The 21,966-nt window shown below is 66.4% G+C and carries 21 protein-coding genes, 1 tRNA gene and 1 pseudogene; 11 read left to right on the forward strand and 12 right to left on the reverse strand.

The genetic code is table 11. From position 1 onward, the window contains the following. Positions 1–6 precede the first annotated feature (6 nt). Together LPA45_RS01050 and LPA45_RS01055 are read right to left on the reverse strand one after the other, a co-directional pair. The gene (locus tag LPA45_RS01050; protein ID WP_367394789.1) at positions 7–201 is read right to left on the reverse strand and encodes a DUF2905 domain-containing protein; all 195 of its coding nucleotides are present in this window, start codon (positions 199–201) and stop codon (positions 7–9) included. 15 nt (positions 202–216) lie between these two features. After that, on the reverse strand, positions 217–1,419 hold the full coding sequence (locus LPA45_RS01055; RefSeq protein WP_367394790.1) for a class I SAM-dependent methyltransferase: 1,203 nt from the start codon (positions 1,417–1,419) through the stop codon (positions 217–219). A gap of 15 nt (positions 1,420–1,434) precedes the next feature. On the opposite strand from LPA45_RS01055, the gene LPA45_RS01060 reads away from it, so the two are divergent. The 3 genes from LPA45_RS01060 (at position 1,435) to ttcA (ending at position 3,881) form a co-directional block, all read left to right on the forward strand. After that, positions 1,435–2,283: an SDR family oxidoreductase gene (locus tag LPA45_RS01060; protein ID WP_116316922.1), complete on the forward strand. Its 849-nt coding sequence runs from the start codon at positions 1,435–1,437 to the stop codon at positions 2,281–2,283. Positions 2,284–2,380: 97 nt separating this feature from the next. After that, positions 2,381–2,785 (forward strand): dihydroneopterin aldolase, encoded by a 405-nt coding sequence (locus LPA45_RS01065; protein ID WP_116316923.1) that lies wholly within the window; start codon positions 2,381–2,383, stop codon positions 2,783–2,785. Positions 2,786–2,939: 154 nt separating this feature from the next. Beyond that, positions 2,940–3,881, forward strand: a complete 942-nt coding sequence (gene ttcA / locus LPA45_RS01070; protein WP_116316924.1) for a tRNA 2-thiocytidine(32) synthetase TtcA — start codon at positions 2,940–2,942, stop codon at positions 3,879–3,881. A gap of 75 nt (positions 3,882–3,956) precedes the next feature. Here the strand turns inward: ttcA and LPA45_RS01075 are convergent, their stop codons facing one another. Then, entirely contained in the window at positions 3,957–5,060 is a 1,104-nt protein-coding gene (locus tag LPA45_RS01075) for a DUF6279 family lipoprotein (protein ID WP_233527933.1), read from the reverse strand. Positions 5,061–5,074: 14 nt separating this feature from the next. On the opposite strand from LPA45_RS01075, the gene glmU reads away from it, so the two are divergent. Together glmU and glmS are read left to right on the forward strand one after the other, a co-directional pair. Continuing rightward, positions 5,075–6,439, forward strand: coding sequence for a bifunctional UDP-N-acetylglucosamine diphosphorylase/glucosamine-1-phosphate N-acetyltransferase GlmU (gene glmU, locus LPA45_RS01080; RefSeq protein ID WP_367394791.1), 1,365 nt, complete (start codon positions 5,075–5,077; stop codon positions 6,437–6,439). Between the two features lie 105 nt (positions 6,440–6,544). After that, positions 6,545–8,383: a glutamine--fructose-6-phosphate transaminase (isomerizing) gene (glmS, locus tag LPA45_RS01085; protein WP_317920491.1), complete on the forward strand. Its 1,839-nt coding sequence runs from the start codon at positions 6,545–6,547 to the stop codon at positions 8,381–8,383. A 141-nt stretch (positions 8,384–8,524) separates the two neighbouring features. On the opposite strand, the gene LPA45_RS01090 is transcribed toward glmS, so the two are convergent. The 7 genes and pseudogenes from LPA45_RS01090 to LPA45_RS01120 all read right to left on the reverse strand — a co-directional run bounded on the left by LPA45_RS01090 (position 8,525) and on the right by LPA45_RS01120 (position 13,347). After that, on the reverse strand, positions 8,525–9,343 hold the full coding sequence (locus tag LPA45_RS01090) for a hypothetical protein (protein WP_367394792.1): 819 nt from the start codon (positions 9,341–9,343) through the stop codon (positions 8,525–8,527). A gap of 11 nt (positions 9,344–9,354) precedes the next feature. After that, positions 9,355–9,957: a penicillin-binding protein activator LpoB gene (gene lpoB / locus LPA45_RS01095; protein ID WP_367395000.1), complete on the reverse strand. Its 603-nt coding sequence runs from the start codon at positions 9,955–9,957 to the stop codon at positions 9,355–9,357. A 75-nt stretch (positions 9,958–10,032) separates the two neighbouring features. Then, positions 10,033–10,455, reverse strand: coding sequence for a YcfL family protein (locus tag LPA45_RS01100; protein ID WP_116316929.1), 423 nt, complete (start codon positions 10,453–10,455; stop codon positions 10,033–10,035). A gap of 99 nt (positions 10,456–10,554) precedes the next feature. Further along, the gene (locus LPA45_RS01105; protein WP_367394793.1) at positions 10,555–11,289 is read right to left on the reverse strand and encodes a hypothetical protein; all 735 of its coding nucleotides are present in this window, start codon (positions 11,287–11,289) and stop codon (positions 10,555–10,557) included. Between the two features lie 62 nt (positions 11,290–11,351). Then, on the reverse strand, positions 11,352–12,041 hold the full coding sequence (locus LPA45_RS01110) for a hypothetical protein (RefSeq protein WP_367394794.1): 690 nt from the start codon (positions 12,039–12,041) through the stop codon (positions 11,352–11,354). Between the two features lie 194 nt (positions 12,042–12,235). After that, positions 12,236–12,373: pseudogene (locus LPA45_RS01115) on the reverse strand (transporter); the annotation flags it as partial. Between the two features lie 23 nt (positions 12,374–12,396). Further along, positions 12,397–13,347: a LysR family transcriptional regulator gene (locus LPA45_RS01120; protein ID WP_116316931.1), complete on the reverse strand. Its 951-nt coding sequence runs from the start codon at positions 13,345–13,347 to the stop codon at positions 12,397–12,399. A gap of 107 nt (positions 13,348–13,454) precedes the next feature. Here LPA45_RS01120 and LPA45_RS01125 point away from each other — a divergent pair, with 107 nt between their 5' ends. The 4 genes from LPA45_RS01125 (at position 13,455) to LPA45_RS01140 (ending at position 16,145) form a co-directional block, all read left to right on the forward strand. Continuing rightward, positions 13,455–14,435, forward strand: coding sequence for a tripartite tricarboxylate transporter substrate binding protein (locus LPA45_RS01125; RefSeq protein WP_116316932.1), 981 nt, complete (start codon positions 13,455–13,457; stop codon positions 14,433–14,435). Positions 14,436–14,766: 331 nt separating this feature from the next. Next, complete coding sequence (gene bfr, locus LPA45_RS01130) at positions 14,767–15,246, forward strand: bacterioferritin (RefSeq protein ID WP_116316933.1); 480 nt, start codon at positions 14,767–14,769, stop codon at positions 15,244–15,246. Between the two features lie 99 nt (positions 15,247–15,345). Further along, positions 15,346–15,420 (forward strand) — tRNA-Cys (locus LPA45_RS01135). A 281-nt stretch (positions 15,421–15,701) separates the two neighbouring features. Beyond that, positions 15,702–16,145, forward strand: a complete 444-nt coding sequence (locus LPA45_RS01140) for a GNAT family N-acetyltransferase (RefSeq protein WP_116316934.1) — start codon at positions 15,702–15,704, stop codon at positions 16,143–16,145. Positions 16,146–16,209: 64 nt separating this feature from the next. Here the strand turns inward: LPA45_RS01140 and dmeF are convergent, their stop codons facing one another. Next, on the reverse strand, positions 16,210–17,226 hold the full coding sequence (dmeF, locus tag LPA45_RS01145) for a CDF family Co(II)/Ni(II) efflux transporter DmeF (RefSeq protein WP_367394795.1): 1,017 nt from the start codon (positions 17,224–17,226) through the stop codon (positions 16,210–16,212). A gap of 233 nt (positions 17,227–17,459) precedes the next feature. Between dmeF and LPA45_RS01150 the strand changes: the two genes are divergently transcribed. After that, positions 17,460–18,338, forward strand: coding sequence for an alpha/beta fold hydrolase (locus tag LPA45_RS01150; protein ID WP_317920504.1), 879 nt, complete (start codon positions 17,460–17,462; stop codon positions 18,336–18,338). Positions 18,339–18,786: 448 nt separating this feature from the next. Here LPA45_RS01150 and LPA45_RS01155 read toward each other — a convergent pair whose 3' ends face one another. Next, entirely contained in the window at positions 18,787–20,250 is a 1,464-nt protein-coding gene (locus LPA45_RS01155) for a PLP-dependent aminotransferase family protein (RefSeq protein ID WP_116316937.1), read from the reverse strand. 383 nt (positions 20,251–20,633) lie between these two features. Between LPA45_RS01155 and LPA45_RS01160 the strand changes: the two genes are divergently transcribed. Continuing rightward, on the forward strand, positions 20,634–21,965 hold the full coding sequence (locus tag LPA45_RS01160) for an aspartate aminotransferase family protein (protein WP_367394796.1): 1,332 nt from the start codon (positions 20,634–20,636) through the stop codon (positions 21,963–21,965). The last annotated feature ends 1 nt before the right edge of the window (position 21,966 follow it).

Genomic DNA, 21,966 nt, shown 5'->3' on the forward strand with positions numbered 1-21,966 from the left:
CCGTTCCTACAAGAGCTTGCCGATCACCAGCGCCACCAGCGACAACAGGATCGTCGAAGCAAACGGCAGCACGAACTCCCGCCCGAACAGGCGGAAGCGCACGTCCCCCGGCAACCGTCCCAGCCCGATCTTCTGCAGCCACGGCAGGGCCGCGGACAGGATGATCACGCTCAGGAAGATGGTGACGGTCCAGCGCAGCATGGCGTTGCCTTTGGCTTACAGGGTGTGGCAGCGGTCGCCGCGGGCGAAGCCGGCCAGCGGCTCGCTCTGGTCCGTGCCGTCGTCGAGGCCCCGCGTCAGCGCGATGACCTTGAACAGCTCGCCCATCTCCGCTTCGGACAGCAGCTTTTGCACGGCGTTGGCTTGCGGCAGGAAGGCGCGCGCATCGGACGGGTCCAGCGCCATCAGCAGCTCGGTGATGCCCGCGTTCATCAGGAAGCGCGCCTGCGAGGCAAAGCCCGATACGGTCAGCCCGGTTTCCACCGCGGCGGCGGCGATGCCGCTGAAATTGACGTGCGCGGTGATGTCCTGCAGGCCGGGGTAGAGGAACGGGTCCGGATGCGCGTGATGGCGGTAGTGGCACATCAGCGTGCCGCCGGCGCGCTGCGGGTGGTAGTACTCGGCGGCGGGAAAGCCGTAGTCGATGAAGAAGGCGGTGCCGCGCGCCAGCATCGCGCCGACGGCACGCGTGAAGCCCTCGGCTTCGGCATGGGTCTCGGTGACGACATCATGGTCGCCGGCAATGTCGCGCAGCATCGCGGGCACGTCGGCATCGGCGAGCAAGCGGTCCTCGAAGCGGAATGCCGTGGCCGCGCCGGTTTCGGCGCGGGCCACGCCGCGTTCGTGCCAACGGCCACCAACGCGTGCGTAGAGCTGCACCGGCATCGCATCGAGCACTTCGTTGCCGACGATGACGCCCTCGAAACTGTCGGGCAGCGCGTCCAGCCAGCGCACGCGCGCTGCCAGGTGCGGGGCGCGCTGCGCCAGCGTTTCCTGCTGACGTGCGCGCAGCTCGCCGGACAGTTCGACGATCGCGTATTCCCGCGGCAGCTGGCCTTCCTGCTCCAGCCCCAGCAGCAAGTCCGCGGCCAGGCGGCCGGTGCCGGCGCCGAACTCCATCATCCGCGGCAGGTCTTGCGCCACCAGTGGCGCGAACTGGCGCGCCAGCGTGCGCGCGAAGAACGGGCTCAGTTCCGGTGCGGTAATGAAGTCGCTGCCGTCGCGGGCATCGCGCCCGAACTTGGCCGAACCGCCGCTGTAGTAGCCCAGGCCGGGCGCGTACAGCGCCAGCGCCATATAGCGGTCAAAGCCGATCCAGCCGCCGGCCGCATCGATCGATTCGCCAATACGGGCTGTAAGGGTATCGGAAGCGGCCTGCGCGTCGGCGGGGGGAAGGGGTAAACTAGCGGCTTTCTGCATCCCGCGATTGTAGCAATGCCCGCATCCGATACCCCGGCACCCGCTGCCGCCAATCCTGCCGCCGCCCAGACCGCTGCCCGCGGCGTCGCCCTCGTCACCGGCGGCGCGCGTCGCCTGGGCCGCGCCATTGCGCTGGAACTGGCAACGCAAGGCTGGGACGTGGCCGTGCATTGCCACCGCTCGGTCGACGAGGCCGAGGCGCTGGCAACCAGGATCCGCGCGCTCGGCCGCCGGGCCGCGGTGCTGCGCGCCGACCTCGCAGACGAGGCCGCCACCGGCCGCCTGATCGCGGACTGCATCGCCGCGCTGGGCTTGCCGACCTGCCTGGTCAACAACGCCTCGCTGTTCCAGTATGACGTGGCGACCAGTTTCTCGTATGCGTCGCTCGATACGCATATGCGCACCAATGTGGCGGCGCCGCTGCTTCTGGCGCGCGAGCTGCACAAGGCGCTGGCCGCCGCTGCCCCGGGCGGCGACAAAGACAAGGCGGCCGAACCGCGCGGCGTGGTGATCAACCTGCTCGACCAGAAGCTGGACAACCTGAATCCCGATTTCCTGTCGTACACGCTGTCCAAGGCCGCGCTGCAGACCGCCACGGTGCAGCTGGCGCAGGCGCTGGCGCCGCGCATCCGCGTGGTCGGCGTGGCGCCGGGCATCACGCTGGTGTCGGGCGAGCAGTCGGAGCAGAGCTTCCGCCGCGCGCATCGCGTGACGCCGCTGGGCCAGTCGTCGACGCCCGAGGATATCGCCCAGGCGGTGGCCTATATGGCGCAGGCGAAAGCTGTCACCGGCACCACGCTGTATGTGGACGGCGGCCAGCACCTGATGCCGCTGGCGCGCGACGTGATGTTCCTGACCGAGTAAGCTGGCGCCTGTACGCCAAGGCACGCCGGAAAACCGTACCCTGATGTGCCGTGCCCGCCCGGCGCGGCGTTTCCATTTCTAGTCTTTTCTCCCAGCCATGACCATGCTCGCCGCTCTTTCCCACCCCAGCCTGCAGGACTGCCGACGCATGTTCCTGCGCAACTATGAAGTGCAGATCAATATCGGCGTGCATGAGTTCGAGAAGAAGGGCGAGCAGCGCGTGCTGATCAATATCGACCTGTTCGTGCCGCTGGAAGAATGCACCCCGCACGCCGACAAGCTCGACGAAGTGGTTGACTACGACTTCATGCGCAACACCGTGGCCGAGCGCATGGCGCAGGGCCACGTCCACTTGCAGGAAACGCTGTGCGACGACGTCGCGCGCGCCATGCTCAAGCACCCCAAGGTGCGCGCCGTGCGCGTGTCGACCGAGAAGCCCGACGTGTACCCGGACTGCGATTCCGTGGGTGTCGAGGTGTTCCAGATCAAGCAGGGCGCCTGAGGCGGTATTTGCCGTATCTGCGGTATTTGCGGCATTTGCAGTATCTGCGGCATTTGCCTGGCGCCTGCAGCGTGCGGGCGCCTAAAGTAGAATGTTGCCCCTTCGCGCGCTGCCGGCCATTCCATCCGGCAGGCGCCATGCAACAGGATGCTCCATGAGCCACTCGAACAATTTCTACCGCCTCGAGACGAGGCTGCAATCGCAAACCGGCAAGGCCATCGGCGACTTCGGCATGATCGAGGACGGCGACACCGTGCTTGTCTGCATGAGTGGCGGCAAGGACTCGTACACCATGCTGTCGGTCCTGATGGCGCTGCAGAAGCGCGCGCCCATCAAGTTCAAGCTGATCGCGATGAACCTGGACCAGAAGCAGCCGGGTTTCCCGGAGCATGTGCTGCCTGAATACCTGAAGTCGGTGGGCGTGGAGTACCTGATTGTCGAGGCGGACACGTACTCGATCGTCAAGGAGAAGGTGCCCGAGGGCAAGACGACCTGCTCGCTGTGCTCGCGCCTGCGCCGCGGCGTGATCTACCGCACCGCCAAGGAGCTGGGCGCCAACAAGATCGCGCTGGGCCACCACCGCGACGACATCGTCAACACCTTCTTCCTGAACATGTTCTTCGGCGGCAAGATGAAAGCCATGCCGCCCAAGCTGGCCACCGACGACGGCGCGCATATCGTGATCCGCCCGCTGGCGTACTGCTCGGAGAAGGACATTGCGTCGTACGCGCGCGCGATGGAATTCCCGATCATCCCGTGCAACCTGTGCGGCTCGCAGGAAAACCTCCAGCGCAAGAAGGTCAGCGAGATGCTGCAGGAGTGGGAGCGGCAGAACCCAGGCCGCATCGACAATATCTTCTCGGCGCTGCGCAACGTGGTGCCTTCGCACCTGGCCGATACCGAGCTGTTCCCGTTCACGGGGCTGGCCACGGGCCTGGCCAAGGTGGACGAGGCCTCGCTGTTCGGTGAGACCACCTTCCAGCAGCAGCCGCTGGTGTTCGCGGGCAGCCTGGAAGAGAACCGGATGGAGTTCGTGCGCTTCGAGCGTCCGCCGGCATCCGCGCCCGAGGCGGAGCAGGCCGGCGCGCCGCAGTAACTGCCGCCACATAGCAAAATGCCCGCGCGAGCGGGCATTTTGCATTGAGGGTGGCCGAAACCCGGTGGCCGAATCCTAGTTCGTCGCCGCGGACTGCACCGGGGCGTTCGCCTTTTCCCGCATCAGCGCGTTGGTATCGTCGATCCACTTCTGGAACCGGTCCTGCGCATGCGCCTTCTGTTGCGGCGTGGTCATGTTGGCGATTGCCACCGTCAATGCGATCCCGGCGGTGGTGCTGGCATCGTGGCGCGCCGCCTGCTTGGCCGGCGGGTTCTGCCAGTAGTCGCGGAAGCGCCGCAGCAGGTCTATCACCTGCGGCTTGGACGGCTGCGTGGTTTGCACGTAGCGCACCATCTTCAGCCATTCCTGCTGCCGCGCCACCCGCTCGGCATAGCGCGCCTCGGCGCTGTCGACCACGGGCAGTATCGCCTCACGGATCTGCTTTTCCTGCTCGCCGGAGAAGCCGCCATAGACCAGCCGCGCGTAGTCCATCACCTTGTCGAAGCGGGCATCGACCCGCTCGGCCGGATTCGGGTTCAGGAATTTCTTGCGGTACTTGGCGTTGCCCTCGGCGAATTTCTTCTCCATGCGGGCGATCTGTTCGGGCGTCAGGGTCAGCAGCAGGTCGGCCATGTCGGGCATGGCCTGCTCGTAGGAGCGGCGTGCAAGCTGCTGCGAGGCGTCCTGGAAGTGCTCGACCATGGCCGGCGTCACCGGCTGGCGGACCTCGGCCTTGGCCTGCTGCAGCAGGCCCGAGATTTCAGGCAGCTGAGCCTTGCGGTGCCAGGCAAAGAAGCGCGCGATCGCCTCGCGCGTGAGCGGCTCCTGGGCGGAAGTGACGTCGACATAATTGTCGATCCACCAGTACGCCAGCCGGTCACCCTGCTGGTACCCGAGTTTCATCGCGTTGCACGCGCACAGCGCCGCCGCGCTGAAAATCACCAAAATCCGCCGCGCCCACCTATTGTGAAATTCGGAAACAGCGCGGCCTTGGGCAGAAAACGCCATGTTAAAATCGGCGCGCATTGCAGCAGGGCCCTCCCGAGCGCCGCCAGCCCAAGACTGGCAAGGGTTTGCGGGTTTCCGCACCGACTGGGCCCGGGCCTGCAGCCAAGCTGGGCGGCGCAGTCCGCGAATCACCCGGTTGGCGTTTTCCAGAATATTTTCGGACACACTCACTTAGGGGTCTCCTTGTGAATATCGTCATTCTCGCCGCCGGCATGGGCAAGCGAATGGTTTCCGATTTGCCCAAGGTACTGCACCCGGTTGCAGGGCGGCCCATGCTGGCGCACGTCCTCGATACGGCACGCGCGCTGTCGCCGTCGCGGCTGGTGGTCGTGGTCGGCCACGGCGCCGCGCATGTGCGCGAGGCGGTCGCCGCCGACGATGTCGCCTTCGCGGAACAGGCCCAACAGCTTGGCACGGGCCATGCGGTGATGCAGGCACTTCCATTGTTGGACGACAGCCAGCCTACATTGGTTCTATACGGTGACGTGCCGCTCACAACCGCCGCCACGCTGAAGGCACTGGTGGCCGAGGCCGGCACCGAGCGCTTCGGCGTGCTGACGGTCGAAATGCCCGATCCGACCGGCTATGGACGTATCGTACGCGACGCCGCGGGCAGCATCGTCCGCATCGTCGAGCAAAAGGACGCCAGCGAGGCCGTCAAGGCCATCCACGAGATCAATACCGGCATCATCGTGGGCCCGACGGGCCACCTGCGGCGCTGGCTGTCGACGCTCGGCAACGACAATGCCCAGGGCGAGTACTACCTGACCGACACGGTCGAGCGCGCCGCCACGGAGGGCGTCGAGATCGTCTCGGCCCAGCCCGCGGCGATCTGGGAAACCCTCGGGGTCAACAGCAAGCTGCAGCTGGCCGAAGTCGAGCGCATCCACCAGGGCAACCAGGCCCGCCGCCTGCTGGAAGCCGGCGTGACGCTGCTGGACCCGGCGCGCATCGATGTGCGTGGCGAGCTGACCTGCGGGCGCGATGTCACCATCGATGTCGGCTGCGTGTTCGAGGGCCGCGTGCACCTGGAAGACGGCGCCAGCATCGGCGCCCATTGCGTGATCCGCAACAGCACCGTGGGTGCCGGCGCGCAATTGCACCCCTTCTGCCATGTCGATAGTGCCAAAATAGGCCCTGCCGGCCGCATCGGGCCCTACGCGCGGCTGCGCCCGGGCACCGAACTGGGCGAAGATGTCCATATCGGCAACTTCGTCGAGGTCAAGAATGCCCAGGTGGCGGCCCACAGCAAGGCCAATCACCTTGCATATGTTGGAGACGCCACAGTGGGTTCGCGCGTCAATATTGGCGCCGGCACGATCACCTGCAACTATGACGGTGTGAACAAGCACCGGACGGTGATCGAGGACGACGTCTTTATCGGCTCCGATACGCAACTGGTCGCGCCAGTGACGGTACGCCGCGGCGCCACGCTGGGCGCGGGCACTACGCTGACCAGGGAAGCACCCGCGGACAAGCTGACGCTGTCGCGCGCCAAGCAGATGACCATCGATGCCTGGCAGCGTCCGGTCAAGCCGCCGAAGAAGTAATCGTCAGGCCGCCGCGTGAGCGGCCATGGAAGCGCCGACCCGGCACGGGCGGCGCGATTGGATTGGATAGTGCGCCGCAGTGGGCGCCAGCAACGGGGGTTCAGCATGTGTGGCATCGTCGGCGCGGTTTCGACGCGCAATATCGTTCCGGTCCTGATCGAGGGTCTGCGCCGCCTGGAATACCGCGGCTATGACTCGTGTGGCGTCGCCGTCGTGCGCGACGATGCGGTCGAGCGCGCCCGCACCGTGTCGCGCGTGGCCGACCTGGATGCGCAGACCCAGGCCTCGGGCCTGTCGGGCTTGACCGGCGTGGCGCACACGCGCTGGGCCACCCACGGCAGGCCCGACACCGTCAACGCCCACCCCCACCTGTCGGGCGAGACCATCGCGCTGGTGCACAACGGCATCATCGAGAACTACGAGCCGCTGCGCGAGGAACTGCGCGCGGTCGGCTACGGCTTCGAGTCGCAGACCGACACCGAAGTTGTCGCCCACCTGATCCACCAGGCCTACTCCTATCCGAGCAGCGCCACCCGCGGCGACCTGTTCGGCTCGGTGCGCGCGGTCACCAAGCGCCTGCACGGCGCCTACGCCATCGCCGTGTTCGCCAAGGACCAGCCCGGCGTGGTGGTCGGCGCGCGCGCCGGTTCGCCGCTGGTGGTGGCGCTCGGCGAGAACGAGGCCTTCCTCGCGTCCGACGCGCTCGCCGTGGCCGGCACCGCCAACCGCATCATCTACCTGGAAGAGGGCGACGTGGTCGAGATCTCGCTCGACGGCGTGGTCATCCATGACGCGCAAGACCACGCGGTCGAGCGCGAAGCCCGCCTGGTTGAAGCCCATGCCGCATCGGTCGAGCTGGGCCCGTACCGCCACTTCATGCAGAAGGAAATCTTCGAACAGCCGCGCGCGCTGGGCGACACGCTGGAAGGCGTGGAAAGCATCACGCCGGCGCTGTTCGGCGACAAGGCCGCCGAGGTCTTTGCCGGTATCGACAGCGTGCTGATCCTGGCGTGCGGCACCAGCTACTACTCCGGCTGCACGGCCAAATACTGGCTCGAAAGCATCGCCAAGATCCCGACCCAGGTCGAGGTCGCCAGCGAATACCGCTACCGCGAAACCGTGCCGAACCCGCGCGCCCTGGTGGTGGTGATCTCGCAGTCGGGCGAAACCGCCGACACCATGGCCGCGATGCGCCACGCGCGCGCGCTGGGCCATGTGCACACGCTGGCGGTCTGCAACGTCGCCACCAGCGCCATGGTGCGCGAGACCGAGCTGCGCTTCCTGACCCGCGCCGGCACCGAGATCGGCGTGGCCTCGACCAAGGCCTTCACCACGCAGCTGGCCGCGCTGTACATGCTGACGCTGTCGCTGGCCAAGGTGCGCGGCCTGCTGACCGAGGAAGCCGAAGCCAGGGACCTGGCCAACCTGCGCCACCTGCCGGCCGCGCTGCACGGCGTGCTGGCGCTGGAGCCGCAGATCATCGCCTGGTCCGAAGACTTCGCGCGCCGCGAGAACGCGCTGTTCCTGGGCCGTGGCCTGCACTATCCGATCGCGCTCGAAGGCGCGCTCAAGCTCAAGGAAATCTCGTACATCCACGCCGAGGCCTATCCGGCCGGCGAACTGAAGCACGGCCCGCTGGCGCTGGTTACCGAAGCGATGCCGGTGGTCACGGTCGCCCCCAACGACGCGCTGCTGGAAAAGCTGAAGTCCAACATCCAGGAAGTGCGCGCGCGCGGCGGCCGGCTCTATGTGTTTGCCGACAGCGATACGCAGATCCAGTCGTCGGACGGCATCCAGGTGATCCGCATGCCCGAGCACTATGGCGACCTGTCGCCGATCCTGCACGTGGTGCCGCTGCAGCTGCTGGCGTATCACACGGCTTGCGCGCGCGGTACTGACGTCGACAAGCCGCGCAACCTCGCCAAGTCGGTGACGGTGGAGTAAGGTCGCGACAGCAGCTTGAGTGCCATAAAAAGGAAGAGCCGGCCCTCATTGGCCGGCTCTTTTTTTGTCAAAGCCATTCGTGCTCCATGGCGTTTCGACCGTAGGGCGCAGGGGCTGCAAAGGGCAGCCCCTGGTTCGCCGTTACTCAAACACCCTGGCCTTGCGAGGTGATCCGGCGGTTTCAGGTCCGCGCGGGCTGCGCGAGCCGTCGTAGTTCTCTGCTCCCATGGCCAGGCGGCCACCGCCCACACTGAACTGGTCGCCGAGCTGGCGAACCACCTCTTCAGCCAGCGAGCGCGACACGGCCTGCATCACCCGTGCCTTGTTGGGCGTCAGCGCGGCGCCGGATGACCAGATCTTGTTGTCATTGCCTTCGCCAACGGCCGAGAACGCGGCACGCACTTCCATGGTCCGGGTGTTGATGAGGCTGAATTCAGCGCCGACTTCCAGGCTGTAAAGCAGCATCGAGTTGCGCGTGTGCTGCACCGGCTGTACGTCGTTACGCCACTCCAGGCTGTTGACTACGCCGAAGAGCACATAGTCTGCGCCGGCGAAATCGCCCTGGCGGATGCGCTCGCGGACATTGAAGAGCGCCTCGGAAGGGTCGCCGGTGTACTGCCTGGCCTGTACGACCCGTATCGCGCCACTGCTGACGAGTTGTCCCTTGATGTCAGCGGTGAAGCGGCGCAGTTCGCCGTATTCGATGCGCGTGAGTTCACCGGATGCCTTCACATAAGCCGACTCGCTGGATGACGAGTGGTTTGCGTGGCCATTCGATGACCCCATGCCGCCGCTGTAGTTCATTGCCCCGCTGTTGTGGGACTTCTGGTAGCCGGACTCATAAGAGAACGCTTCCCGGATGGTGTCCTTATAGGCCAGGTCTGCAACGGCGACCTTCACCTGGGCGATGGCCCCGGAGCAGGCCAGGGCGGCGACTGCCGCGGTCAGGAAACGTAGCATCGCAGCCTCGCTCAACGATACGACGTCTTGCGGATTTCCTTCTCGTCAGCCCACTCCAGCATGCCGGACTCGTTGTCCACCAGCGTCAGGTTGAACAGGTAGTACACGTCCTTCACGTTCGAGGTGCGCTTGGTGATGGACGTGATGTTGCCCTCGAGGCGGTACCTGGCTGCCTGCATCTGGCCCATGCGGGCCTTGCCACTGTTCTTGTACAGGCCCGTCTGGTTCTGCCGCTGCAGTTCATCCACCTGGCCCTGCATGTCCACGCCCGCGGTAGCAAAGCGCACCGAACCGCTCTTGAGCAGCTGGTTGCGGATCTTCTCCGTGATGGCGCGGGTGTCGATGTATTCGCCCGTCTTGTTCTTGACCTCGGCCAGCGTGACAACCGGCGCCTCGCGCGGCGCAGTGATGGGGCGCGATTGCAGCAGCGAGCGCGTCATGGCTTCGGCAATCGTCTGCAGGTCGGTAGAGCCGAATTCATTGGTCAGGGCCTCGACGGCCCTGGCGTCGCCATACTGGACGTTGCCATCCATGCGCGGGCCGGCAACGGTGGTACAACCGCCCAGCAGCGCACCGGCGGCGAGCAACGCGACAATAGGAGAACGAGCAAAAATCGGATGCATGACTGGATTTCCTTGATGAGTCTTCGGGTAAGGCAAAGGCTGTATGGCGGGTGACGCTGGCTGGCGTTACCTCGACGGGCCGAACAGCGACGCGGTGTTGTCGACAGCGTGCAGTTCAATGCGGAAGTCTGTCGCCGCACGGGTGGGCGCCAGGGACTGGATGTCGGTGGACTGCACGCCATGCAGCATGACCGGCTTCCAGGCTTCGTCTTCCCACACGCTCATCTGGTCCTGATCAAGCCACTTGAAGCGATAGGCAAAGTGCTGCGGGTCCGTCGAGGTATTGGCGAACTGCGCCTGTACCAGCAGCCGGCCGTTGCGTTCCACGGCGCGAAGCGCGCTCACGCGGATCTTGTTCGCTTCGCCCAGCTGTACCACCCTGGACGCAATGGTTTCGGCGTGTGCCAGGCCTGGCAGGAGCGCGCTTGCACCCGACAGGGCCAATGCCGCCACGGCAGATACGGAGAAGTTGCGGAATAGGTGGTTCATTCTTCAGGGTGCGTCAGACGTGCAAAAGGCCGGCACAGGGCCAGCCAGGATTTGAGGCCGCGACGCGCGCGGCCTCATTCGAAAAGTCAACTTAAGGCCTTACTGTCCTTTTGCCGCGCCCTTAGACGCCACCGTGGTACTGGCGCGGCGCGCATTGCGCTTGGCGGGCTCGGGCTTGGCTGGCGCGGCAGCAACCAGCCCAGCCCCTGGCTGCGAAACCAGCGCGCTGAGGTCGCTATTGCCCAACGGGCGCAGGACCACGAGCGCATAGGTGCCGTCGACCTTGACCTCCTGGCGGAAGGTACCTTGCGGCGTGGTGAACGACACCGGCAATGCGCCGCTGGGTACCACGGCGCGCGCCAGCGAGATGTTGGCCGGCAGCGTGCGCCATTGGCGCGTGTCTGCGCTCTCCGTGGCGGCGCTGGTCAGGCCAACCGCAAGGCTCATCAGGGAGCCGAAGGCGCCGCCATTGCGCTGCAGCGCCTCCTGAGCGGCGCCGGACACAACCATGCGAACCATGCTGCGCGCTACCGCCCCGGGCATCTCGTCCTTCAGCGCACGGCGAGCCATGGCATCCAGGCTGGTGACCATGGCCGCGGGCACGGAAGCATCGCCGACCTTGATCGAGGTCGGGATGAAGGTGTCTTTAGCCGGACGAATCACAGGATAAGAGGTGGACAGCAGCTTCACCCCCGCCCCGATCGGCACAGGCAGCGTGATCTTCACGGTTTCCCGCGCCGGCATGCTTCCGGACTCGATGACGAACAGCACGTCGGTCTTGCCGGCCGGCACACGCTTGCTGGTGGCAACGCCTTCCAGGCCCTTCTGCAGCATCGGTACGTCAGGGCGCAGCTCGATAGCCTGCCGATAGCCCGCCGTGGCAAGGCTGGGCTCGTTCAGCGCCTCGAAGACGAAGCCGGCCAGGTAATGCGATGAGCGCTCTGGTAGGCATTGCGCAGGCCGGTCACTTCGGGGTCGTCGAAGATCTCGACCGGATACCCCTTGATGTCCTTGAGCTTGACTTCAGTGTCCTTCGCCCCTTTCTCTTCCGCCGCATCCTTGAGTGCCTGCACCTCCTTCTCGCGCAGGGAGGCAATCAATGTCTCGCGCTCGTACATGCGCCGGATTTCGATACGTGCGTCGTCCCAGCGGCCAGCCATCAAATGGTTCTGTGCCAGCCGGGTGCTGAGCATGACTTTCTCGTAGTCCTGCCCGTCATAGCGGTTGAACGACTCCGAAAGCAATGCGGCGCCGAGCTCGCCAGCGCTCTTGGTCAGCTTGCTCCGGCTATCCTCTTCCCATACCTGGATCTTTTCGGTCGCCTTGAACCATGCGTCGGTACTTGGCTTCAACCCGTCCTTGCGCAGGCGCATCAACTCGCCGCGCTCCAGGAAATACAGCAGGTCCAGGTCTTCCGGCTTGACCCCCTCATGGGCCTTGTCATGGGCTGCGATGGCGGTCTCGATGCCCCCTGCGCGAAAACTATCGGAAGTCGCGGCTACACGGTTTCCATAGTTCTGCGCGCAAGCGCCAAGCAAAGTGGCGCCGCACACGAGCGCCGTCGTGCGAAGAGTTGCTCCCCACATTTTTGATATTTCCCCGTATCGTTTTGGTTTTAAGCGGGGACTGAACTGCTTTGACCGCCCCGCACCGCCTATATCGACAGGCGCGCGTGCGCTCTTGAGAGCGTCTGGGCGTGCCTGTTGTCAGCGGCGGCAGGAGCATAGCGTGCACCAAGGGGATTCGACAATAACCGGTTCATGGTATTGCCGCGGGGAATGTTCAGGCTGGGATTGGCCAGTGAGTTGGGATCGTACTTGCCGGTCGGCGCCCAGATGGGCAGGCTCAGCGCCACATGCCCGGTCTTGGAGAAGTGGTAGCCCGCGATCAGCGGCGTGAAATAGATGTCGAAGAGGTCGCCGCCGTGTCCTGCGAAAGTTTCTAGCGAACCGGGACGATGCTCGCCCCCGCCCCCGGGTAGCCCGCCAGCGCCGCTTGCACCTCCGCCACGAACGCGCGCGTCGCCGGCGACGGGGTATGCCCGGCCAGCGACACAATGCCGTACTGCGCGCGCAGGTCGTGGGGCGGGCGCATCCGCAGCGGCACCGCCGCGCCCCGCGCGCAGGCCTCGGCCATCATCGCCACCGGCACCAGCGCGACCGCGTCACCGGACAGCATCAGCGCGCGCAACGCGTGCATGTCATTGCAGGTGACGGTGAGCAGGCCGGTGCTGTCGTCCCCGGGCGTGCCGTCGCCTGCCGCCTGCAGCGCCTCGCGGAAGTACTGCTGGATACGCGCCGGCAGCCTCGGGCCTGCCACCGGGTAGTCGCGCAGCGCGGCGAGGCTGATGTCGTGCTGCTGCGCCAGCGGGTGCGCCGCGCGTACGAAGACGCCGGTTTCCAGCGCCGGCAGGCGCTCGATCTGCAGGTGGCCGAGCGGCGCCAGGCTGCGGCTTTCGCCGACAAAGACATCGAGCCGTTCTGCTTCCAGCGCGCGCAGCATGGTGGTGGTGTCGGCGGTTTCCACGTCGATGCGCAGGCGCGGGTAGCGCCGCACCAGCGCTTCCAGCACCGGGTCGAGCAGGAACGATGCCGCGAACGGTCCGAAGCCGGCGCGGATCTCGCCGATCTCCACATCGTCCAGCAACTGCAGGTCGCGGCGCAGTTCGCGGCTTTCGCGCAGCATGCGGCGCGCGCGCTCGAGCACCAGCGTGCCGGCGGCGGTGGGGCGAACCTTGCCGTAGCTGCGGTCGACCAGTGTGCCGAGGTCGGCCTCCAGCGCCTGGATGCTGCGCGTCAGTGCCGGCTGCGACAGGTGCAGCGCCGCGGCCGCGCGCGCGAAGCTGCCCTGTTCCACCAGGGTGACGAAGTGATGCAGCTGTCGCAGGCCCATTGATCTAACTGTTTACGCATCGAAACCTGAAAAATATTGCATTGGACGTACTTTCTCAAGCCCGCTACCGTTGTCCTTCAAAACCATAAAGACGATCTGGAGACGACATGAAACGACGCGCATGGCTCGCGCTCGCAGTCAGCGGGCTTTCGCTCAGCCTCGGGCTGCCGGCCGCGGCACAGACCTATCCGGCCAAGCCGATCCGCCTGGTGGTGCCCTACGTGGCCGGCGGCGGCACCGACACCATCGCCCGCGCCATGGGCGAGAAACTCAGCAAGCGGCTGGGCCAGCCGGTCGTGGTGGAGAACAAGGCCGGCGCCTCCGGCATCATCGGCACCGATGCCGTGGCCAAGGCTGCGCCTGACGGCTACACGCTGCTGATGACGCTGACGCAGTCGGTACTGACCAACCAGTTCCTGTTCGACAAGCTGCCGTACGACCCGCGCAAGGACCTGACCATGATCAGCGTGCTGGCCGACGCGCAACTGGTGCTGGTGGCGCACCCGTCGGTGCCGGCACGCACGCCGCGCGAGCTGGGCGACTATGCGCGCGCCCAGGCCGGCAAGGCTACCTATGCCTCATGGGGCGTGGGATCGCTGTCGCACCTGAGCGGCGCCTACCTCAGCAAGCTCACGCGCGGCAACGCCACGCACGTGCCCTACAAGGGCGAGGCGCCGATGCTGCAGGATCTGCTCGGCGGCCAGGTGCAGTTCGGCTTTGCCAGCATTCTGACGGCCAAGCCGTATATCGAGAGCGGCAAGCTCAAGGCGCTCGCCGTCACCGGCACGCAGCGCAGCAGCGCGTTGCCCGCGATGCCGACCTTTGCCGAGCTGGGCATGCAGGACAGCGCGTTCAAGACAGTGGGCTGGATCGGGCTGGTGGCGCCGGTAGGCGTGCCCGCGCCGATCTTGGCCAAGCTCGAAAGCGAGGTGAAGGCGATCCTGCAGACCCCCGACATGCAGGCGCGCATGGTCGCGCTGGGGCTGCGCCCGGTAGGCAGTTCGCCGGCCGAGGCGCAGGCGCTCTATGCGCGCGACTGGCCGGTGCTGAAGACGCTGGTGGCGGATTCGGGCGCGCGCCTCGACTGATTATTCCTTCTGATCCTCTCATGGCGGGCGGCGCGGCAATATGCTGCGTACGCCCGCTTTTTTATGGGGCAGGCATGTGTCCGAAATGCCCGCATAATAATGGCGGAAGCGGCTTTCCATACGCAAGGGAAAACCGAATGGAAACCATTGCCATTCTCATCCTCAATAACCACGGATAATCGGCGAATATACGCTGAATTTGCTTGATGTCCCCCTTGGCCGGTCTACCATGAAAGCCACGGCGCGATATTCACAACTATTCGCCGCAGCAGCGCGCTGGCCGCGATAATGAGAATTGATCCACCCAAATCGAGGGGTCGTTGGTGCTGTCATGAAAAGCGATAAAAAGGCGATTCAGATGCTCAATGGCCAGCTCCGGCATGAGCTGACCGCAATCAACCAGTATTTCCTGCACGCGCGCATGTACCGGCATTGGGGACTCAATGCCCTGGGCAAGCACGAGTACGAGGAATCAATCGAGGAAATGAAGCATGCCGACAAGCTGATCGAGCGCATCCTGTTGCTCGACGGCTTGCCCAACCTGCAGGACCTCGACAAATTGCTGATTGGCGAGAACACCGAGGAAATGCTCGGCTGCGACCTGAAGCTGGAACAGGTCTCGCAGGCCAGTTGCAAGGATGCGATCAAGTATCTGGAGTCGATCGGCGATTATGTTTCGCGCGAGGTGGTGGTCGATATCCTGGAGGCCACTGAATCGCATATCGACTGGCTCGAATCGCAGATAGAACTGATCGGCAAGGTCGGCTTGCAGAACTACGTGCAGTCGGCCATGGGCGAGATCGGCGACTGACTGCCCGCCGCGGGCGCTCGCGCAGCGCCCTGCAGACTTTTCCATTTCCCGCTACACTGCGGCCCGCAGCACGACGCGCCGGTATGGCGCGCCATCCACGGCGGGGTGGCAGAGTGGTGATGCAACGGCCTGCAAAGCCGTGTACGACGGTTCGATTCCGGATCCCCGCCTCCAGTTTTCTTCTCCCTTCTTCGCACCTGCTCGCACCTGCGCCGCGTGATGCACGCGACGGCGCGCCGTTGCCGCAGCCGCCCCTGTGCGGAATGCGGCGGGCAATTGCCGACACCCGTTTGCCCTGTTCTTCCCCAATAGTACAAAGAGATCGATTCAGGTAGTGTTGCGCGGTCAGGCCGGACCGGCCTGCGTGCACAGAGCGCCGCCAGCAGGGCGGCGCAACCATGCCGGGCTTCCATGGTGTTCCCGTCGCCAAGTGATGTGAAGAAGAGAGGCTCCTGATGATGAAAGACCTGCGAATCCGGGCGGCGATGCCCTCGGACGCGCCAGCGGTGGGGGCGCTGCTAGAGCGCTGTGGCCTGCCGAGCGACGATGTGTTCCGCGTGCTGGAGCACTTCCATGTCGCCATCCTCGAATCGCGGATCGTCGGCTGCGCCGCCGGCGAGCCGTTCGGCCAGACCGTGGTGATCCGGTCGGTGGCGGTGCTGCCCGAGCACCGCGACCAGGGCGTGGCCACGCACGTGGTGCGTGCCGCGCTGATGCGCGCGCGGTCGAATGGCCTGCAGCGTGCGGTGCTGCTGGCATCGAGTTGCCCGAGCTATTTCGCGCGCTACGGTTTTTCGCTGGTGCCGGCATCGAAGCTGCCGGAGGAGGTGCTGTCCTCCAGCGAATTCCAGCGCCATACCGATACGCCGCCGCTGTGCATGTGGTGCGAGCTGGGCTGAACTGAACTGAGCTGAAGAGAGCCGCGCGCCAGGTCTGGCGCGCTGTTTTGCGTTCGGCGGGTGTTCAGTGCGCGGCCGCGCAGCGGCTGATCTCGACGGTAACGTGCACCAGTTCCTCGTGCACGGACAGTGCCTGGCGCACGCGCTGCGGCGTCAGCGCGGCGTCATGCGTGACCAGGCAGACGATGCAGGCAAAGTGGTGCCGGCCGACGCGCCAGACATGCAGGTCGGTCACGCGGGTGCCTTCATCGCCGTGACCGCCATCACCGCCATCACCGCCATCACCGCCGTCGCGGTTTAGTTCGGCCAGCACCTCGCGCACTTCTTCGACCACCGGGTGGTCCATCTCGCGGTCCAGCAGCACGGTGCCGCTCTGGCGCAGCAGGCCGATCGCCCATTTGCCGACCAGCGCCGCCCCTACGAGTCCCATCACCGGGTCTAGCCAGGCCCAGCCCAGCCACCAGCCGCCGGCCAGCGCCACGATCGCCAGCACCGATGTGGCGGCATCGGCCAGCACGTGCAGGTAGGCCGCGCGCAGGTTGATGTCATGGTGGTGGCCGTGGCCGTGGTGATGATCGTGGCCATGGTGGTGATGCCCGTGCGCGTGGTCATGCCCATGCCCGTGCGTATGGCCACCCAGGATCAGCGCGCAGCCGAGGTTGACCAGCAGCCCCAGCGCCGTCACGGCCATGGCCTCGCGGTAATGGATGTCCTGCGGGCTGAACAGCCGCTCGACCGAACCCGCCGCCATCAGCGCGGCAATGCAGAGCAGGAACACCGCGCTGGCAAAGGCGGCCAGCACTTCGATCTTCCAGGCGCCGAAGGCAAAGCGCCGGTCGCTGGCATAGCGGCGCGCGGCCGCGTAGGCAAAGGCGGACAGGCCGATGGCCAGCGCGTGCGAACTCATGTGCCAGCCGTCGGCCAGCAGCGCCATCGAGTTGAACCAGAGGCCGGCGGCGATTTCCACCACCATGACGATGGCGGTGATCACCATCACCAGGCGCGTGCCGCGCTCCGCGTCACGGTTGCCGGCGTCAAAGGTATGGCTGTGGGTCCATGCGGACAGGTCTTGGCTATGCATGGTCGGATCTGGCGGTTGCTTGAAATCGGGCACTGCGGATGATGCAAGGGTAGCAGACCGCCGTTGTGCACCCCGGGGGCATCCCTGCCGGCGGCAGGGGCTGGCGGTATCCGGCAATTCATGAATCCACCGACCGAATGAGTGTCGTGGCAGGAAATCCTGTCGCGCTGCTTAGTGATTACACTTGCCAGCACGGATGCAGACGGCCGCCGTTTCGGCCATGGAGACAGACGATGTTCGAAGGATTCACGCCGCACCGCATCGACTGCGGCGACGTTGCCATCCACGCGGTGGTCGGCGGCCAGGGGCCGGCTTTGTTGCTGCTGCACGGCCACCCGCAGACGCATGCGATCTGGCACAAGGTGGCGCCGGTGCTGGCACGGCATTTCACCGTGGTGGCCGCCGACCTGCGTGGCTACGGCGACAGCGACAAGCCCGCGGGTTTGCCGGACCACGCCAACTACAGCAAGCGCGCCATGGCCGCCGACCAGCTCGCGCTGATGCGCGCGCTGGGCTTCGAACGGTTCAGCGTGCTGGCGCACGACCGCGGCGCGCGCGTGGCGCACCGGCTGGTGCTGGATCATCCGCAGGCAGTCGGGCGGCTGGTGACGCTGGACATTGCACCCACGCTGGCGATGTACGCGCAGACCAGCGAGGCCTTTGCCCGCGCCTACTGGCACTGGTTCTTCCTGATCCGGCCGGCGCCGTTCCCGGAAACGCTGATCGAAGCGGATCCCGCGCTTTACCTGCGCCAGACCATGGGCGCCCGCAGCGCCGGGCTGGCGCCATTTTCCGAGGCCGCCATGGCCGAGTATCTGCGCTGCCTGAGCCTGCCCGGCGCGGCCCACGGGCTGTGCGAGGACTACCGCGCCAGTGCCACCATCGACCTCGAGCATGACCGCGCCGATCTCGCCGCGGGGCGCATGGTCGAATGCGAGATGCTGGCGCTTTGGGGCGAGCAGGGCGCCGTCGGGCAGTGCTTCCGCCCGCTGGACGAATGGCGCAAGGTGGCGCGGCGTGTGCGCGGGCATGCGCTGCCGTGCGGCCACTACATTGCCGAAGAGATGCCTGAGCGGCTTCTGGAAGACGTGCTGCCGTTCCTGCGCGGCTGAAGCTGACAGCCTGCCGGGCGGCGCGCCATGCCGTGCCGCCGCGGCCCCATCGTCATGCCGCCAATGTGTCGCAGTCCGCGGCAGATCGCCGCAGGGCGCCTGCCACATGCGGCAAAAGGCGCTTTCTTGCCTTCCCACGTTGCGAAAAATTCCAAAACATCTCAGGGAAATCCCATTGCGCCTTACATACATTCATGAATGGATGTATGATTTCGCGAAAAATTCATATTCCCGCAACGACTTTATTGTCGGTTTTGAGATGACATATCGTTTTATCACCATCGCACTCGTGACCTGGGTGGGCATCTGCGCCACCGCAGGCTGGGTCGTCGAGCGCCTCTGGAGCTGAGGCAGCGCCGTGCGCGCGGCACCGGCCCGCGCCAGCGCCGTGCCCTCCGCACCATTTCCCTACCAGTTGCCTGCGCTACCGCTGCTGATGTCGCGCGTTTCAGGCAGCGGCACGCGGCGCCTGCGCCAGGCCGTCGAAGAACTGCCACAGCTGCGGCGCATCGCCGGTGGCCACGTTGAAGCGGATCCACGGCGAATCGGTCTCGTCTGGCTCGAAGTACGAGCCCGGTGCCAGCCAGATGCCGTGCTCCAGCGCCAGCATGGCCAGGCGGTTGCCGCCCAGCGGCTCGCCGCGCCGGGTTGCCTGCAGCCGCTGCTGGATGTCTTCGCGCAGCCGCGCCCAGGCGAACATCCCGCCCTCGGGGCGCAGCAGCACCTCCAGGCCGTGGGCCTCCATCTTTTCCGTCACCAGGTCCTGCTGCGCGCGCAGCCGCTCGGCCAGCGCGGCCACGTGGCGGCCGTAGTGGCCGCTGGTCAATACCGAGTAGACCAGGCGCTCGGTCACTTCCGACGACGTCAGCCCGACCGCCATCTTGGTCCGCGCGAAGGCCTTGGCGAGGTCGGGGCTGGCGGCCAGGTAGCCCACGCGCAGCGACGGTGTGATGGTCTTGGAAAAGCCATTGACGTAGACCACCTGCGACAACCCGTCCATGGCGGCCAGCATCGGCGAGCCGGCCGGTGCCAGTTCGCGATAGATATCGTCCTCCACCACCAGCAGCCGGTGCTGCTCGGCGAGCTGCAGCACGCGGAAGGCGTTCATGCTGCTGAGGCTGGCGCCGGTCGGGTTCTGCAGCACGGTGTTGACGAACAGCGCACGCGGGGCGTGGGCGCGGATCGCGTCGTCGAGCGCATCGGTGTCGAGCCCGGCCGCCGAGCGTGGCACGCCGACCACGCGCAGCCCCGCCAGCCGCAGGATCTGCAGCAGGTTGCAGTAGCAGGGCGATTCCACCAAAACGGTATCGCCGGGGCGCAGCAGCGTACGCACCACCAGGTCCAGCGCCTGGGTCGCGCCTTGCGTCAGCACTACCTGCTGCGCCTGCAGCGGGATGCCGTACTGGCCCAGGCCGGTGGCGATATGCTCGCGCAGCGGCGCGAATCCGTAGGGATGGCCGTAGCCTGACAGCTGTGCCGCCGGCACCCGGCCAGAGGCCCGCATGGCCTGGTGCAGCCCTTCCTCGTTGAGCCAGTCGCCGGGCAGCCAGCCGGCGCCGGCCTTGATCGGCACGGAATGATCGGCGAATACGTCCGACAGCAGCCACGCCGCGTTCAGTCCCGGCGCTTCCCACTGCGGCGCGCGGGCGCTGCCTGTGGGCGCATGACGGTGCGCCACGGTGTAGCCCGAGCCCGGCCGCGCGGCCAGGTAGCCCAGCGCCGTCAGCCGTCCGTAGGCCTCGGCCACGGTGAAGGTGCTGACCTGGTGGTGCTGGGCAAAGCGGCGTACCGATGGCAGCGTGGTGCCGGCGCGCAGCGCGCGCTGCTCCACCAGCGCGGCGATGCCGGCGACGATCTGCTCGGTCAGCGTTTCGCCGCCGCGGCGGCTGCGGGTCAGGTTCAGGGTCAGCATCAGAAGCGTTGCGTCAGGCACCCGGAAGGGCGCGAACCTGTACAGTTTAGCGGGCCGCGCAGGGCGCCGGGCGCCGCGTCATGCCGGTGCCATTCCGGCTGGCGAAATTTGCCGCAGTGCAGCGTGGGATGCCGTACGGCGCTGGCAAGCGCGACGTGGCAGCGGGTCTGGCCCCGCGCGTGCCACGGTAGCTTGCCTGTACGGTTTGTCGTGATCAAACTGTACGGTAAGGCGGTGCTGTCCGGACTGTATATTTTGTCGGCCAGACGCCGCCGGTAGAGTGCATTGTCGCCGTTCCGGTACCCGCTTCAGTGCTCGCCACTCGCAGCGGTGCCGCACCGGCATCAGCCAACAGACCCGCCCAATTGCCCCGAGGAGGACGTATGGACGCCGCCAAGACCGTGATTCCCGATCTCGATGCGCTGTGGATGCCCTTCACCGCCAACCGCCAGTACAAGGCGGCGCCGCGCCTGCTCGCGTCGGCAAGCGGCATGTACTACACCACCCACGACGGCCGCCAGATCCTGGACGGTTGCGCCGGCCTGTGGTGCGTGGCCGCGGGCCACTGCCGCAAGGAGATCGCCGACGCCATCGCGCGCCAGGCGGCCACGCTGGACTATGCGCCGCCGTTCCAGATGGGCCACCCGCTGTCGTTCGAGGCCGCCACCAAGGTGGCCGCGATCATGCCGCAGGGGCTGGACCGCATCTTCTTCACCAACTCGGGCTCGGAGTCGGTCGACACCGCGCTGAAGATCGCGCTGGCGTACCACCGCGCGCGCGGCGAAGGCCAGCGCACCCGCTTTATCGGCCGCGAGCGCGGCTACCACGGCGTGGGCTTCGGGGGCATGGCGGTGGGCGGCATTGGCCCGAACCGCAAGGCCTACTCGGCCAACCTGATGCCGGGCACGGACCACCTGCCGGCCACGCTGAATATCGCCGAGGCTGCCTTTTCCAAGGGCCAGCCGCAATGGGGCGCGCACCTCGCCGACGAACTCGAGCGCATCCTTGCGCTGCATGACCCGGCCAACGTCGCCGCCGTGATCGTCGAGCCGCTGGCCGGCTCCGCCGGCGTGCTGGTGCCGCCGGTCGGCTACCTGGAAAAGCTGCGCGAGATCACCAGCAAGCACGGCATCCTGCTGATCTTCGATGAAGTGATCACCGCCTTCGGCCGCCTCGGCGCGGCCACCGCGGCCGAGCGCTTCAACGTGACGCCCGACCTGATCACCATGGCCAAGGCGATCAACAACGCGGCGGTGCCGATGGGCGCCGTGGCCGTGCGTCGCGAAGTGCACGACACTGTGGTCAACAGCGCCGCGCCGGGCGCGATCGAACTGCTGCACGGCTATACCTACTCCGGCCACCCGCTGGCCGCCGCCGCCACCGTGGCCACCCTCGACCTGTACCAGCGCGAGAACCTGTTCGGCCGCGCCGCCGAGCTGGCGCCGGTGTTCGAGGCCGCGGTGCATGGCGTACGCAGCGCGCCGCATGTGAAGGACATCCGCAACTTCGGCCTGGTGGCGGGGATCGAGCTGGAGCCGCGTCCGGGCCAGCCCGGTGCGCGCGCCTACGAGGCCTTCCTCAAGTGCCTGGAGCTGGGTGTGCTGGTGCGCTACACCGGCGACATCCTGGCGTTCTCGCCGCCGCTGATCATCTCGGAAGCGCAGATCGGCGAACTGTTCGATACGGTGAAGAAGGCGCTGCAGGACATCAAGTAAG

It is taken from the genome of Cupriavidus sp. Agwp_2, assembly GCF_040784895.1.
GTDB lineage: Bacteria > Pseudomonadota > Gammaproteobacteria > Burkholderiales > Burkholderiaceae > Cupriavidus.